The sequence below is a fragment of the Chitinophagaceae bacterium C216 genome, assembly GCA_028485475.2.
In the GTDB taxonomy this organism is placed as follows: domain Bacteria; phylum Bacteroidota; class Bacteroidia; order Chitinophagales; family Chitinophagaceae; genus Niabella; species Niabella composti.
On sequence record CP144143.1, the window covers coordinates 1,871,149 to 1,885,473 of the forward strand.

14 protein-coding genes are annotated in these 14,325 nt (G+C 40.1%); 12 read left to right on the forward strand and 2 right to left on the reverse strand.

Annotated elements, in window-relative coordinates; all coding sequences use genetic code 11:
- Window positions 1-51 precede the first annotated feature (51 nt).
- The gene (hisG, locus tag PIECOFPK_RS07880; protein ID WP_330974235.1) at window positions 52-975 is read right to left on the reverse strand and encodes an ATP phosphoribosyltransferase; all 924 of its coding nucleotides are present in this window, start codon (window positions 973-975) and stop codon (window positions 52-54) included.
- 275 nt (window positions 976-1,250) lie between these two features.
- Between hisG and PIECOFPK_RS07885 the strand changes: the two genes are divergently transcribed.
- From PIECOFPK_RS07885 to PIECOFPK_RS07930, 10 genes are all read left to right on the forward strand, one after another.
- Window positions 1,251-2,024 carry an exonuclease domain-containing protein gene (locus PIECOFPK_RS07885; RefSeq protein WP_409965530.1) on the forward strand — a complete coding sequence of 258 codons (774 nt, stop codon included), beginning with the start codon at window positions 1,251-1,253 and terminating at the stop codon, window positions 2,022-2,024.
- A 60-nt stretch (window positions 2,025-2,084) separates the two neighbouring features.
- Window positions 2,085-2,843, forward strand: a complete 759-nt coding sequence (locus PIECOFPK_RS07890) for a polyprenol monophosphomannose synthase (protein WP_330974233.1) — start codon at window positions 2,085-2,087, stop codon at window positions 2,841-2,843.
- 26 nt (window positions 2,844-2,869) lie between these two features.
- Window positions 2,870-3,325, forward strand: a complete 456-nt coding sequence (locus tag PIECOFPK_RS07895; RefSeq protein ID WP_409965531.1) for a DUF4268 domain-containing protein — start codon at window positions 2,870-2,872, stop codon at window positions 3,323-3,325.
- Window positions 3,326-3,364: 39 nt separating this feature from the next.
- Entirely contained in the window at window positions 3,365-4,276 is a 912-nt protein-coding gene (locus PIECOFPK_RS07900; protein WP_409965532.1) for an alpha/beta hydrolase, read from the forward strand.
- An 18-nt stretch (window positions 4,277-4,294) separates the two neighbouring features.
- Window positions 4,295-5,698, forward strand: a complete 1,404-nt coding sequence (locus tag PIECOFPK_RS07905) for an MBL fold metallo-hydrolase (protein WP_330974230.1) — start codon at window positions 4,295-4,297, stop codon at window positions 5,696-5,698.
- Between the two features lie 119 nt (window positions 5,699-5,817).
- A complete protein-coding gene (locus PIECOFPK_RS07910) occupies window positions 5,818-8,268 on the forward strand; it encodes a penicillin acylase family protein (RefSeq protein ID WP_409965533.1) in 2,451 nt (816 codons plus the stop codon).
- A 191-nt stretch (window positions 8,269-8,459) separates the two neighbouring features.
- Window positions 8,460-9,776 (forward strand): alkaline phosphatase family protein, encoded by a 1,317-nt coding sequence (locus tag PIECOFPK_RS07915; protein ID WP_409965534.1) that lies wholly within the window; start codon window positions 8,460-8,462, stop codon window positions 9,774-9,776.
- A 40-nt stretch (window positions 9,777-9,816) separates the two neighbouring features.
- Window positions 9,817-10,155 carry a hypothetical protein gene (locus PIECOFPK_RS07920; RefSeq protein ID WP_330974227.1) on the forward strand — a complete coding sequence of 113 codons (339 nt, stop codon included), beginning with the start codon at window positions 9,817-9,819 and terminating at the stop codon, window positions 10,153-10,155.
- Window positions 10,156-10,295: 140 nt separating this feature from the next.
- On the forward strand, window positions 10,296-11,336 hold the full coding sequence (locus PIECOFPK_RS07925) for a rhodanese-related sulfurtransferase (protein ID WP_409965535.1): 1,041 nt from the start codon (window positions 10,296-10,298) through the stop codon (window positions 11,334-11,336).
- A 117-nt stretch (window positions 11,337-11,453) separates the two neighbouring features.
- Window positions 11,454-11,621: a hypothetical protein gene (locus PIECOFPK_RS07930; RefSeq protein WP_409965536.1), complete on the forward strand. Its 168-nt coding sequence runs from the start codon at window positions 11,454-11,456 to the stop codon at window positions 11,619-11,621.
- A gap of 98 nt (window positions 11,622-11,719) precedes the next feature.
- Here the strand turns inward: PIECOFPK_RS07930 and PIECOFPK_RS07935 are convergent, their stop codons facing one another.
- Window positions 11,720-12,139 (reverse strand): nucleoside-diphosphate kinase, encoded by a 420-nt coding sequence (locus tag PIECOFPK_RS07935; RefSeq protein WP_330974225.1) that lies wholly within the window; start codon window positions 12,137-12,139, stop codon window positions 11,720-11,722.
- Between the two features lie 87 nt (window positions 12,140-12,226).
- Here PIECOFPK_RS07935 and PIECOFPK_RS07940 point away from each other — a divergent pair, with 87 nt between their 5' ends.
- Together PIECOFPK_RS07940 and PIECOFPK_RS07945 are read left to right on the forward strand one after the other, a co-directional pair.
- Complete coding sequence (locus tag PIECOFPK_RS07940; protein ID WP_330974224.1) at window positions 12,227-13,234, forward strand: DHH family phosphoesterase; 1,008 nt, start codon at window positions 12,227-12,229, stop codon at window positions 13,232-13,234.
- A gap of 65 nt (window positions 13,235-13,299) precedes the next feature.
- Window positions 13,300-14,319: an FKBP-type peptidyl-prolyl cis-trans isomerase gene (locus PIECOFPK_RS07945; protein WP_409965537.1), complete on the forward strand. Its 1,020-nt coding sequence runs from the start codon at window positions 13,300-13,302 to the stop codon at window positions 14,317-14,319.
- Window positions 14,320-14,325: the final 6 nt, after the last annotated feature.

The following is a 14,325-nucleotide window of genomic DNA, read 5'->3' on the forward strand; positions in this document are numbered from 1 at the left end:
CTGATTTTATGTGTAAGACACTAATCGGTTTTATCTTTTTTGACGCCCGGCTTACTCAATAATCTTCTCAATGGGCAAAATTAAAATTCCTTCGGCGCCGGCGGCTTTTAGTTTTTCAATCACATTCCAAAAATCATTTTCGCTAATAACCGAGTGCACCGACGACCAACCTTCTTTAGCCAGTGGCACGATGGTGGGGCTGCTGATGCCCGGCAAGTATTTGCAAATAGTTTCCAAGTTTTCGTTTGGAGCATTCAGCAATACATATTTGGTGTATTTAGCCTTCTTTACCGAGCGGATGCGGAACAATAGCTGGTCCAGTAGTTCCTGTCTTCTTTTAGACAAATTATTTCCGGAAATAAGCACCGCTTCGGATTTTAAGATGATCTGATATTCGTACAGTTCGTTGCTGAACAAAGTACTGCCACTACTTACTAGGTCGCAGATGGCGTCGGCTAGTCCGATGCGGGGGGCAATTTCTACCGAGCCGCTAATAACATGAATGTCTGCATTGATTTTATTTTGCTTCAGCCATTTCTTTAAGATAAATGGATAACTGGTAGCAATTTTGATACCGTCCAGTTCCTGAATGCTTTTAGGTTTCTTGCCTTTGGGAAGGGCGATGGATAATCTGCATTTCCCATAACCGAGACGTTCCAGAATTTTTGTGTCCTTATTTTTTTCGAGCACCACGTTTTCGCCTACAAATCCGATATCTGCCACACCGTCCTGTACGTACTCAGGGATATCATCATCACGCAGAAATAATATTTCCGCATCGAAATTGTCAACACTTATTTTTAGTTGATTATTGCCTGCGGGCACGTCAATGCCACATTCTTTCAGCAATTTCATGGAACCCTCGTTCAGTCTTCCGGATTTTTGCACAGCAATACGCAGTTTTTCAACTTTGCGTGGGGCTTCTTGACTGGTAGACAACGTAGCTTTGGGGTTCCTTTTAGTAGTTGCTTTCATTTTAAACTGTTTATCGTTTTATTAATCGTTAGGCGCTGCTAATAACAAAAAAGGCTTACAATTTGTAAGCCTTTACATATCATTAAATACATAACACCATCGGCTTACTTTTTTAAAAGTATGCGAAATGATGATGAGTATGTATGTTATTTCTTTTCATTGCGGGGCAAATATATAGCTTTTTATTAAAAAGACCTTTAAAATTTGAAAATCTTGTCTTCATTTTATCCTGACCAATTCTTATTTCTTTATCTTAGCTCCCGTCAAATAATATTATGTTACAAATTACAAAGCCTATTGCTTTCATTGACCTGGAAACTACAGGTACGAATCTGGGAACGGATAGAATTGTAGAAATTGCGATTCTAAAATTACTCCCTGATGGTACAAAAACAGTAAAAAGAAAGCTGATTAATCCCGAAATGCCCATTCCCAAATCCTCCAGCGATATTCATGGAATTACCGATGAGATGGTAAAAGATGCCCCCACATTTGCACAGGCAGCCCATGAGTTGAAACAGGTACTGGATGATTGCGATTTGGCCGGATACAATTCAAATCGGTTTGATATACCGCTACTGGTAGAAGAGTTTTTACGTGTAGGTGTGGATTTTGATATGAAGGGTAGAAGAATGATAGATGTGCAGGCGATTTTTCATAAAATGGAACAGCGCACCTTGAGTGCTGCCTATAAGTTCTATTGTGGTAAGGTGCTGGATGACGCACATTCTGCCCTTGCCGATGCTACCGCTACACATGAGGTATTATTGGCTCAATTAGAGCGTTATCCCGAATTGGGCAATACTGTAGAATCTATACACAAGTTTTTGGGCGAGGAGCCTATTATTGATTTTGCTCGCCGATTCGTAATGAGCAATGGAGTGGAGGTATTTAACTTCGGAAAATACAAAGGTCAGCCAATCGCTGAGGTGTTGGCTAGAGAGCCGCAATATTACGACTGGATGATGAAAGGCGATTTTCCGCAACAAACCAAACAAAAGCTCACGGAAATTTTTACCAGAGTAAAACTAAAAGGTTTGAAATCCTAATATCAAAGGGATAAGCATGAATGGGCGATGTGCTGCATGGTTTAACTAAATGGAGACTGTTTGGATAAATTAGTAATTATACCGACTTATAACGAAAAGGAGAATGTAAAAAACATTCTTGAGGCAGTATTTGGCCTACCCGGAGATTTTCATGTCTTGATTGTGGATGATGGTTCTCCTGACGGCACCGCCGATATTGTCAAGCAAATGCAGGCCGACTATCCGGGTAAATTACATCTGGAAGAACGAAAGGGGAAGCTGGGGCTGGGTACCGCCTATATACACGGTTTCAAATGGGCGTTGGCAAGAGGATATTCCTTCATCTTTGAGATGGATGCCGATTTCTCTCACAATCCGAATGACTTACTCAGGTTATACGATGCCTGTAAGAATGGAGGTGCCGATGTGGCTGTGGGAAGCCGTTATGTAAAAGGAGGCGGCTTTGTCAACTGGCCGGCCAACCGAATTTTATTGTCCAAAGGGGGATCTCTGTATACCCGCTTAATTACTTGGCTACCGGTAAAAGATCCTACAGCGGGATTTGTGTGTTATAAATCCGAAGTACTGGAAGCCATCGATTTTGATAATATTACATTTGTGGGTTATGCTTTTCAGATTGAAATGAAATTTGCTACTTGGAAATTAGGTTTTAAAATCAAAGAAGTGCCTATTATTTTCCAAGACAGAACCCAAGGCAAATCCAAAATGAATAAAGGTATTGTGAAGGAAGGTATACTGGGCGTTTTAAATCTTCGCTGGCAAAGCTTGTTTAAAAATTATCGGAAGAAGGTACGTACCAAAACATCAATACACTCATAGTTGTTCACTTTTGTATCCCACAACGAATGTATAGCAAAGCAGAAGCGTCTAATATCAGAAGGGAATTTTGGACAACATTCGGCATGTACATGAAGCCGATTCATAATGCCCATGGGGATACCATCAATTGGGTAAATTATAAAACCGGTATTCGTCACCTTTATTTTCGAATGGATGCCGATCGCAGATTTGCTTCTATTGCCATAGAATTGAAACATGCTGATAAGGAAGAGCGATTGAAGGTTTATCGGAAGCTGGAAGCATTGAAATCTTATTTTCACGAAATCATGGAGGAGGAGTGGGACTGGCAGCAGGTATTTTATGATGAAGATGGAAGTGAAGCTTCGCGAATTATTATGATGTTGCAAGATGTGAGTGTATTCAATAAAGATACCTGGCCCTCCATCATTTCATTCTTTAAGCAAAGAATTATTAAGCTCGATGCTTTTTGGAATGATGTGAAATTTCAGTTTGAAGAGTAAAGCATGCGATAACGATTGCTAAACGTATAATTTCGACATATGAAAAATTGGATTTGTATATTCCTTTTGTTTTTTGCAAGTATGACGTATGCACAGGATACTTTGCCACTTTATGAAGTAATACCCAACAGCAAGCCGGCGGATAATCTGGAAAAAAGCGAAACGGCAGCAGATGGTATTACGCGTGTCAGTGAGGTCTCTGTACCACAGTTAATTGTATTTAGACCTGCCAATCCCAATGGAACTGCAGTAATTATTTGTCCGGGAGGTGGTTATCGTATTCTGGCTATTACACACGAAGGATATGATGTGGCAAGAGAATTGAATAAGTGGGGAGTGACAGCTTTTGTATTGAAATATCGCTTACCTAGCGATCGCACCATGTTGGATCGTTCTATAGGCCCTCTGCAGGATGCAGAGCGCGCTATACAGCTAGTGCGTGAGCATGCGCGTGAGTGGGGCATTAATCCTAAAAAAATAGGAATTATGGGTTTTTCTGCAGGAGGGCATCTGGCAGCGTCGCTTTCTACGCGTTATAGAGAATCATTAATTGAAAATCCTAAGAAAACTTCCTTTAGACCCGATTTCTCCGTATTGGTATATCCTGTAATTAGTTTTACAGATAGCCTCACACATATGGGCAGCCGGAATAATTTAATAGGTTCCAATCCTTCGGAAAGTCGGATAAAAAAATACTCCAATGAATTCAATATAGATAAGAAAACACCACCTGCTTTTTTAATTCATGCTAAAGATGATAAAACAGTATCCATAGGCAATGCTTATGCTTACTACAATACCCTGCAACAACTGAAAATTCCGGCAGCTTTAAAAGTATACGAAACAGGGGGGCACGGATTTGGTATGTATAATAAAAAGGAAGCACATAACTGGATGGGAGAATTAAAAGCTTGGATGCAACAACAAAAATTCCTGCCCAATACTCTTTAACACTTTAAACATCGTTTTATGAAGATAGCTTTTCATGGCGCGGCACAAACTGTTACCGGCTCAAAACATTTAATTACCCTGAAAAATGGCAAAAAACTTTTATTGGATTGTGGCATGTTTCAGGGGATGGGAGAGGAGACGGCTTCGCTTAACCGCGATTTCGGATTTGTGAGTAGTGAAGTGGATGCCATGATACTTTCTCATGCACATATTGATCACTCGGGGCTTATTCCCAAGCTCGTAGCAGAAGGATTTCAAGGAAAAATCTTCTGTAGCCCGGCTACAAAAGACCTTACACGTATCTTATTATTGGATAGTGCAGAAATTCAGGAAAGTGAGGCGCGCTTTGCTGAAAAAAAGATTACAGCCTCTACTCATGATGTATTAAAACCGCTTTACACCATGGAGGATGTAAAGCAAGCACTGCCTTTGTTTGTAGCTAAGGAATATGGAGATTGGTTTGAAGTAATGGAAGGTGTGGAATGTATGTTTACCGATGCGGGTCATATTATCGGCAGTCAGTGTGTGCATCTCAAAATTAAAGAAGGGGGTAAGGACACCAGGATTACCTTCAGCGGTGATTTGGGCCGTTATCGCGATATTATTTTACGCTCTCCAGAAGTGTTTCCCCAAGCGGATTATATCATACTAGAATCTACATATGGCAATAGCTTGCATGACAATATTACAGGTACGCTCGAGTTGTTAGAACATTGGATTAATCGGGTGTGCGTAGAGCGCAAAGGGAAACTTATTTTGCCAGCATTTAGTGTAGGTCGTACGCAAGAAATACTCTACTTTCTCAATCAACTCGATTTGGAAAATAGGTTGCCTAAGATCCCTTACTTTGTAGATAGTCCGTTGAGTATTGAAGCTACAGATATGGTAAAGCGTTATCCGCAATATTTCAATAAGCGGATACAGAATATTATGAAGAGTGATGAAGATCCGTTTATGTTCCCCGGATTGGTATATATAAAGTCTGTTCAGGAATCTAAAGCCCTCAACTATCGTAATGGCCCGATGGTGATTATTTCCGCTAGTGGTATGGCGGATGCCGGAAGGGTGAAACATCATATCAGTAATAATATTGAAAACTCCAAAAACGCCATTGTGATGACGGGTTATTGTGAACCCAGCTCACTGGGAGCAAGACTACTGTCTGGTGCAAAGGAGGTGGGCATCTTTGGGGTAGAACATCAGGTGAACGCCGAAATAGGAGAGATAAGAAGTATGAGCGCCCACGGTGATTATGAAGACTTATGTCAGTGGCTGGCATGTCAAGATCCGCGGGAAGTAAAAAAGCTTTTCTTGGTGCATGGAGAGCCTGAAGTACAACAGGAATTTAAAAAGCGATTGTTGAAAAAAGGTTTTCAGGACGTGGTGATACCTACAAGACATTTCGAAACAGGCCTGGAATAAACAGGCCTTGTTTTTTATCAGCCCGGGGCTAACTATGGGCCGATAGGGTAATGTGATATAAAGCTGAGTATTTACAGGTCGGAAAAAATAATTATCTTTCTTGTAAAATATGCAAACCCATGAGACTGCTGCCATTTTGCTTTTCGTTTCTTGTTACCATATTGTTGATTTTTATTCTAAATCGTCCGATGGGTAGCAAAGTGCCCATGCCATTAGGAAGTTTTTTAAGCCCGCAGACAGGCTTTTGGCAAAATGCAGAAGATACGGCGTTTGACTACAACTTAAATATTGTGCACGAATATCTCAAAGCTCCTGCAAAAGTATATTTTGATGAGCGGCTGGTACCTCATGTGTTTGCACAAAACGATGAGGATTTGTATTTTATTCAGGGATACCTGCATGCACGGTTCCGATTGTTTCAGATGGACTTACAAACTCGAGCCGCTGAAGGCCGTGTAAGTGAAATTGCAGGCAAGGCAGCTATTGAGTACGACAAGGCACAACGGCGTCTAGGAATGAAGTTTGCAGCAGAAAATACGCTGAAGGAAATTGAAAAAAATGCTGATGCCTTAGCGAGATATACAGCTTATACAAACGGAGTGAATGCATACATTAATACACTCACTGAAAGCACCCTTCCTTTGGAATATAAAATTCTCAACTTTAAGCCCGAGAGGTGGAGTAATCTGCGTACACTCATGCTTTTAAAAATGATGGCGCAAATGCTTTCTTCAGGCACAGAGCGGGATTTGATTTATACCAACCTCCGTTCAATTCTTACTTCTGAGCAGTTCAACTTATTATATCCTCAGGTACAGGATTCTTTAGTGCCTATTATTCCTAAAGGCACTATATTTCCTAATTATAAAAAGCAGTATGTAATACCTACTGATGCCGATTCGGCCTATTTCTTCAATCATTGTCAGGTCGCTGTACATGAACCCAATCCACAGGATCGGGATAATGGTAGCAATAACTGGGTAGTTGCAGGCACTAAAACAGCTAGTGGTGCACCCATACTTTGCAATGACCCGCATCTAGAATTATCGTTGCCCTCTATTTGGTACGAAATGCAATTGTCTACTCCTTCTTCTAGCGTTTATGGAGTTACCTTGCCCGGATGTCCGTATGTAATTATTGGTTTTAATGAACACATTGCCTGGGGCGTTACGAATGCTCAAAGAGATGTAAAAGATTATTTCACAATTCAATTTAAAGATGCATCGAAGCGGGAGTATTGGTTCAATAATACCTGGAAAGCCTCACAGTTACGTGTTGAAGAAATAAAAGTAAAAGGGCAGACGCCGATATATGATACTGTAGCTTATACGGTGTTTGGTCCGGTGATATACGATGCTGCTTTTGCGGATACAGTTTCAGGACAATCAGCTTTAGCAGTTACATGGGTAGCCCATCATACCGGAGATGAAGGACTGGCCTTTTACAAGTTGAATAGAGCTACAAGCTATAATGAGTATGCTGAAGCTATCAAAACTTTTGAGTGTCCTGCACAAAATTTTGTATTTGCCTCTAAAAGTGGGGATATAGCTATTTGGCAACAAGGTAAGTTTCCTAATAGGTGGCAAGGGCAAGGATTATACGTAATGCCCGGACGTGATAGCAGTTATATGTGGCAGGGGTATATTCCTCAGGAGGAAAATCCACATGCTGTAAATCCTGATCGAGGTTTTCTTGAAAGTGCCAATCAACGTCCTGTAGATGGTACTTATCCTTACTTTATTCCGGGTACTTATATCACACCTCGGGGTAGAGCAATTGAGTATTTTTTGCAACGTATGAACAGTATTACTGTTCAGGATATGATGGAGCTACAGCAGAACTATTATAATATACTTGCACGAGATTTAGTACCTATCTTGATAGCACACACCCATGAAGAAAAACTTTCTGAAAAAGCTAAAAAATATCTAGATATTATCCGTGGTTGGGATTTTGATGCAGGGCCTCATTCAATTGGGCAAACCATTTATCGATGCTGGTTAGATAGCCTGCAGCGAAATATATGGGAAGATGAATTAATGGCTGCGGGTCCTACAACCATTTTGCCCGAGGAAGAGACACTCATGGAGCTTTTAAAAATCGATACTACATTATTATCGTTTGTTGATGATAAAAGAACAACCGTTGTAGAAACACTGACCGATCAGGTTACGGCAGCTTTAAACAGTGCGACTAAGGCATTATCTGATTATGAGAAGGAGCATCGGTTGGAGTGGGCGAAGTTTAAAGAACCGGCCATTTACCATTTACTAAAGAATAATCTGCCTTCGTTTGCACATAAAAACCTGCCTGTTGGAGGCTCGGGAAATACAATTAATGCCATTAAAAAAAGTCATGGCCCTAGCTGGCGTATGGTGGTGCATTTAACGCCCGACATGGAAGCGTATGGAGTATATCCCGGAGGACAGAGTGGGAATCCAGGAAGTCGTTTTTATGATAATGCCGTCAATAACTGGGTAGAAGGTAGATATTACCAATTATGGATGATGAAAGAGCATGATGCAAAGGATAGTCGTGTAAAGTGGGTAATGAATTTTTCCAAAGCATAATGGGTAAATCCAGATAGATTGTTATTTGGAAAAAACAATAATTGCGATTACATTTGTTTAGAGGGTACGATTGCTGCTGATATTACATAGAAACGTATTTATTCGTTTCTTGCATCCATCATCTGTGCATATTTTTTATGCTGAGGGGAATGAGAAAAATTCATCAAAGCCCCTAATAAAAATTATCTCTTATGCGAAAATTAGGACTACTCTTTACACTGATATTGGTACTGGGTCCCTACTTTGTGTATGCCCAAGCAGATAAACATGTTATTATGGTTTCCGTGGACGGTTTGCGTCCCGAGTTTTATCTTTCTAACAAGTGGCATGCACCCAATTTGAAGCAATTAAAAAAGAAAGGTGCATTTGCCGAAGGCGTTGTGAGCGTTTTTCCCTCGGTTACTTTTCCTTCGCATACAACCATGGTAACCGGGGTATCTCCTGCCGAACATGGTATATATTATAATGCTGTTTTTTCTTATGATAGTACCAATGGTGGTATTTATTGGAATTTTAAACAAATTAAGAAGAAGACATTATGGGACGTGGCTCGTAAAGCCGGATTAAAAACGGCTGCTATAGTATGGCCGGTATCAGCTGGTGCGCCTGTCGATTATAATATCCCCGATATTGGTCATATGGGAAATGATGTTTTGGAGAAATACAGTTACCCATCGGATTTTACGGCTACCATTAAGAAGGAAATATTGGGAGGGGTGGATAAGATTGATGTTGGTGATGACATTGCTGTTGCCAAAATTGGGGCATGGGTAATTAAAAACGCAAAGCCCAATTTAATGACGTTGCACATGTTTGGACTGGATCATATTGAGCATGCAAACGGAAGGGAAGGAGAAGCTGTACAGCGCGGGTTAAGTAAAATAGATAGTAGTGTTGGTATTATATGGAATGCTGTAAAGGAGGCCGGCATAGAAAAGAATACCTTGTTTTTGATAGTAGGGGATCATGGTTTTTACGATACCGATATTTCTGTAAGGCCTAATGTGATTCTAGCTAAAGAGGGGCTTATAAGAGATATAAATAAAGGAGATTGGGATGCGCGTTTCCATACAATGGGTGGAAGTGCGTTTCTGTTTGTAAAAAATAACGACCCAAAGATTATAGGTAAAGTAAGAGACTTATTTGACAAATTACCTGATAACGATAAAAAATATTTTAGGATTATTGACCCTATGAAAATGAAGCAGGTAAAGGCCGATCCTAACGCTGTTTTTGCTTTAAGTGCTCTGAATAATGCTTCTTTTGCAGCTACCGAGAAAGGCGACTTTATCACACAGCGAAAGAAAGGAGGTGTGCATGGGCATTTCCCCGATACAAAAGAAATTCAGACTGGATTCATTGCTGTGGGCAAATCGGTAAGGTCCAATGCTAACTTAAAAGAAATGCGTTTATATGATATAGCGCCTATCGTACTAAAGTATCTGAATTTAAGTTTGGGAAAGTTGAAAGGAACGGTTCCTGAAGGGTTATTTAAGGGCGACAAATAAGAGATACATGTAAAATTGTACCCATTACTCAATTTTTCATATGAAGTTTATTTTGTCTGTGATTGTTATAGGGATTTTATCTTTCGTAGCCGGACTCTACACCCCGTGGTGGAGTCTGGCTATTGTATCTTTTTTGGTTTCGCTGCTGATTGTTCAGCGTCCTGGTAAGGCATTTTTATCAGGATTTTTGGCAATATTTTTAACGTGGTTTCTCGTAGCAGCTTTCATCAATGCTGCTAATAACGGTATTTTAGCCAACCGCATAGGGGAGCTGCTGGGAATAGGGGCGCGCCCCCTCTTGTTAGTGTTTATCACTGCATTAGTCGGCGCAATCGTTGGGGGATTTGCTGCCCTAACCGCTTCTTATTTAAGAAAATAGATCATTTTAGAGGGATGCCATATAATTAATAAGGTTTAAGAAGAAATAATCGTACCTTTGCACACTGAAATTTGGTGCAGCCTGCAACTGCCCAATTATTGTATTTAATTTCCCGCCTTGCGGGATCAAATTTCATGTTTATGGCATTACATAATCGCATTTCCCGAAAGGAACTGAAAGAGCGTATCCTTAAGGACAATACTCCCCGTACTACTATTTCTTTCTATCAGTATTTTCCTATTTCTGACCCTACTACCTTTAGAAATCACGTCTATAAGATATTTAACAATTTGGGGGTATTAGGAAGAATTTACATTGCTGCGGAAGGCATCAATGCCCAAATTAGTGTGCCCACCGAAAACTTTGAGAAGTTCAAAGAAGCGCTTTATTCATTAGATCCCGCTCTGGATGGGATTCGGCTGAATATTGCCGTGGATGACGATGGAAAATCGTTTTATGTTCTGGATGTGAAGGTGCGTCCAAAAATAGTTGCCGATGGGATTGATGATCCTTCCTTTGATATGTCCAGAAGAGGTAAGTACGCTGATGCTGAGACTTTCAACAAGCTGGCTAATGATCCTAACACCATTATTATCGACATGCGTAATCACTACGAATACGAAGTGGGACATTTTGAGAATGCCATAGAAGTTCCTAGTGATACCTTTAGGGAGCAGTTGCCCATGGCGGTGGAGATGATGCAAGAGCACAAGGATAAAACCATAGTGATGTACTGTACCGGAGGCATCAGATGTGAAAAAGCCTCAGCGTACATGTTGCATAAAGGTTTTAAAAATGTGTATCACCTCGAGGGTGGAATTATTAATTATGTGAACCAGGTGAAGCAGAAAGGATTGGAGAACAAGTTTCATGGTAAAAACTTTGTGTTTGACCAAAGACTGGGTGAGCGTATTACGGATGAGATTATTGCGCATTGTCATCAATGCGGTAAGCCGGCGGATACACATGTAAACTGTGCTAATGATGCTTGTCATCTGTTATTTATACAGTGTGAGGATTGTGCTAAAGAGTTTGAAGGGTGTTGTAGTAAGGAGTGTCAGGAGTTTATTCATCTCCCTCCTGAAGAACAGAAAAAAAAACGTAAGGGCATAGATTTAGGCAGAAATGTATTCAATAAATCCAAGGAAAGGCTTGGAAAGCTCCTTGCAAAGGATAAGTAATACATATAAGTAAATTGCTCAAATCATTGATTTTAGACAATTATTCTATACTTTTGCGCTCAAAATGCGAACATTGGAGCAATGTTTGCTGATTTCCATTAGCAAAAACCTTAACTTATGAACCGAACTTTTCAAATGTTATTACTATTAATATTAATAGTAATTCCTGTCATGCTATTTATAGCTGACAATCAAAAGGTCCTCAAAACCGGAATGAAATATCCTGTTCCTCCCAAATCGGAGAGTAGCGGGAAGATGATTTATCTGAATACAGATAAGAGTTAAAATAGTGTAGGAAATTTAAGGATCAATAACGTCTTCGTTATACTAAAAAATCCGGCATTTGCCGGATTTTTTAGTATGTTGATATATGCATTAGAAGTTTATCCTACTCTTTCAAAGTGATTGAAGAAGAAATCTCCTTCAATTTTTGCATTTTCATCACTATCACTTCCATGAATAGCGTTTTCTTCAATGGATTTTGCAAAGGTTTTGCGAATAGTGCCTTCTGCAGCGTTAGCCGGATTGGTAGCTCCAATTAGTTCACGAAAATCAGCTACTGCATTTTCTTTCTCCAGAATAGCAGCAATAATGGGGCCGCGGCTCATAAAATTCACTAAGTCTTGGAAAAAGGGTTTATCTTTATGAACTGCATAGAATTCACCAGCTTTTTCCTTACTAAGCCGGGTTAATTTCATTGCAACTAATTTGAAGCCCGCTTTGGTGATACGATCTAAAATAGCTCCTGCATGGCCATTTTCCATCGCATCGGGTTTAATCATTGTAAATGTACGATTGCTCATATATACTAATTATAATTTTAGGGAGGCAAAGGTACAGAAAGTAATATTTAAAAATGAGCTTAATTTACCTATTTTTGCGCCTCTTCGATGGAAGCAATAGCAAATATACTATCCTTATTGCCCCAACCTGCTAAGGTGGTGATAACCATGCACCAGAAGCCGGATGCAGATGCAATGGGGTCGGCATTGGGGCTTTGGCATTTTCTGAAAAAATTTGGACATGAGGTGACCGTGATTTCACCTACAAACTGGGCACCTTGGCTTAATTGGATGCCGGGTTGTGCTGAGGTGCTGAATTTTGAAAAGCAAAGGGAGCTGTCCATAGAGCTGATCAATAGCGCTCAATATCTTTTCTGTTTGGATTTTAACATCTTTCATCGTACAAAGAGTATGGCGCCTTTTCTGGCGGCATTTAACGGCATAAGAGTGCTAATCGATCATCATGAACAACCTGATACACCCAACTTTCACTATGGGATCAGCGATATTACGAAGAGTTCGACCAGTGAAATGGTGTATGATTTTATTGTAGCAGCAGGAAAAGATAGCTGGATTGATGAATACATAGCACAGTGCCTATATGCAGGAGTGGTAGCAGATACCGGTTCATTTCGTTTTGCGAGTACGCATGCCTCAGTACATCTGATGGTGGCACGTCTGATGGAAACGGGTTTTAACCATGCAGAAGTACATAGCAACTTGTTTGATAACTTTCTGGAGAATCGATTGCGATTTATAGGCCATGTACTGACGAATTGCCTAGAGTTCATCTATGAATATAATACGGCATTGATTGCTATTCCAAAACACGATATATTGCGCTTTGAAATAAAGACAGGAGACACAGAAGGGTTGGTAAACCTACCCCTCTCGGTACAGGGAATAAAACTGGTAGGGTTGGTTATCGATCGCGACGAAGAAAGAAAATGGAGTTTTAGAAGTAAAGGAGCGTTTGATTGTAATACTTTTGCCCGTACGTACTTCAATGGAGGAGGCCACTTTAATGCTTCCGGAGGAAGTACTAAAGATTCTCTTAAAGATACTGTCACTAAATTTAAAAGTGCCGTAAGAGAAAACGGGAGTTTGCTACAGTAAATTGCAACATCCCAAAAAACAGCCAAGCGGCTTTCAATATCAAATTAAAAATTAAAAATCGACAAATGAAACGTTTAAAAATTCTGAGCATTGCAGTTTTTGCAGCTTGCGCATTCACTGCATGTAAAAATGCAGACTATAAAACCAGCCCTAATGGTTTAAAATATATCATCTTCGACGGTGGTAGTAAAGATAGTACCAAGGATGGATATGTGCTGAAAATGCATATGACAGCTCGTATCAGTGGTAGCAAGGACTCTTTCTTAGTTAATACTTATGGGAAAATGCCCTACTTCGATCAAGTACAGCAAATTCCTGCGGGGCAGCCTATATACGATCCGAGAGAGGTGTTTAAAGAGTTGAAGAAGGGCGATAGTATGGTGGCTATTATTTATATCGATTCTGCTATTAAGAAAGGGTTGACTCATGAAGCGCAGTTACCTCCCTTCCTGAAAAAAGGCGATAAAATTATTTACACTTATAAAGTATTGGAAGTATTTAAAGAAGATAGTATAGCGCGTGCAGATTATCAAAAAGAGATGGAAAAAGATCTTCCCCGCCAGAAGAAAGAGCAGGAAGAAATGATGCAAAAATTCAGAAAAGAGCAGGAAGAAGCACGTAAAGCCGAAGAGGCTGAGTTAGAAAAATCAGGTGAAAAAGCTAAGCAAATTCAGGAAGTGCAAAATTACCTGGCAAGTAAAAAAATTACTGCAACCCAAACGCCTGTAGGTACTTTCGTTAAAATAGATAATCCGGGTTCAGGTGCACAGGTTGCCGATGGTAAGTTTGTTACTGTAAAATATACCGGAAAAACAGTGGCTAAAGACAGCACTTTCGATGCTAATCAGTTTACTGTAAAATTAGGTGAGCAGCCCTTTATTCGTGGTTTTGAAGATGGACTAAGACAATTTAAACAAGGTGGTAAAGGCACCATTTACATTCCGGGATATCTGGCTTACGGCAAGGATGGTAACGGTGTGTTTAAACCTTACGAAGCATTATATTTTGATGTAGAAATCCTGAACGTATCCGATTCTGATCCGAATGTGCAGGAGCATGGTCCTAACGATGGACATGGACATTGATAAAAA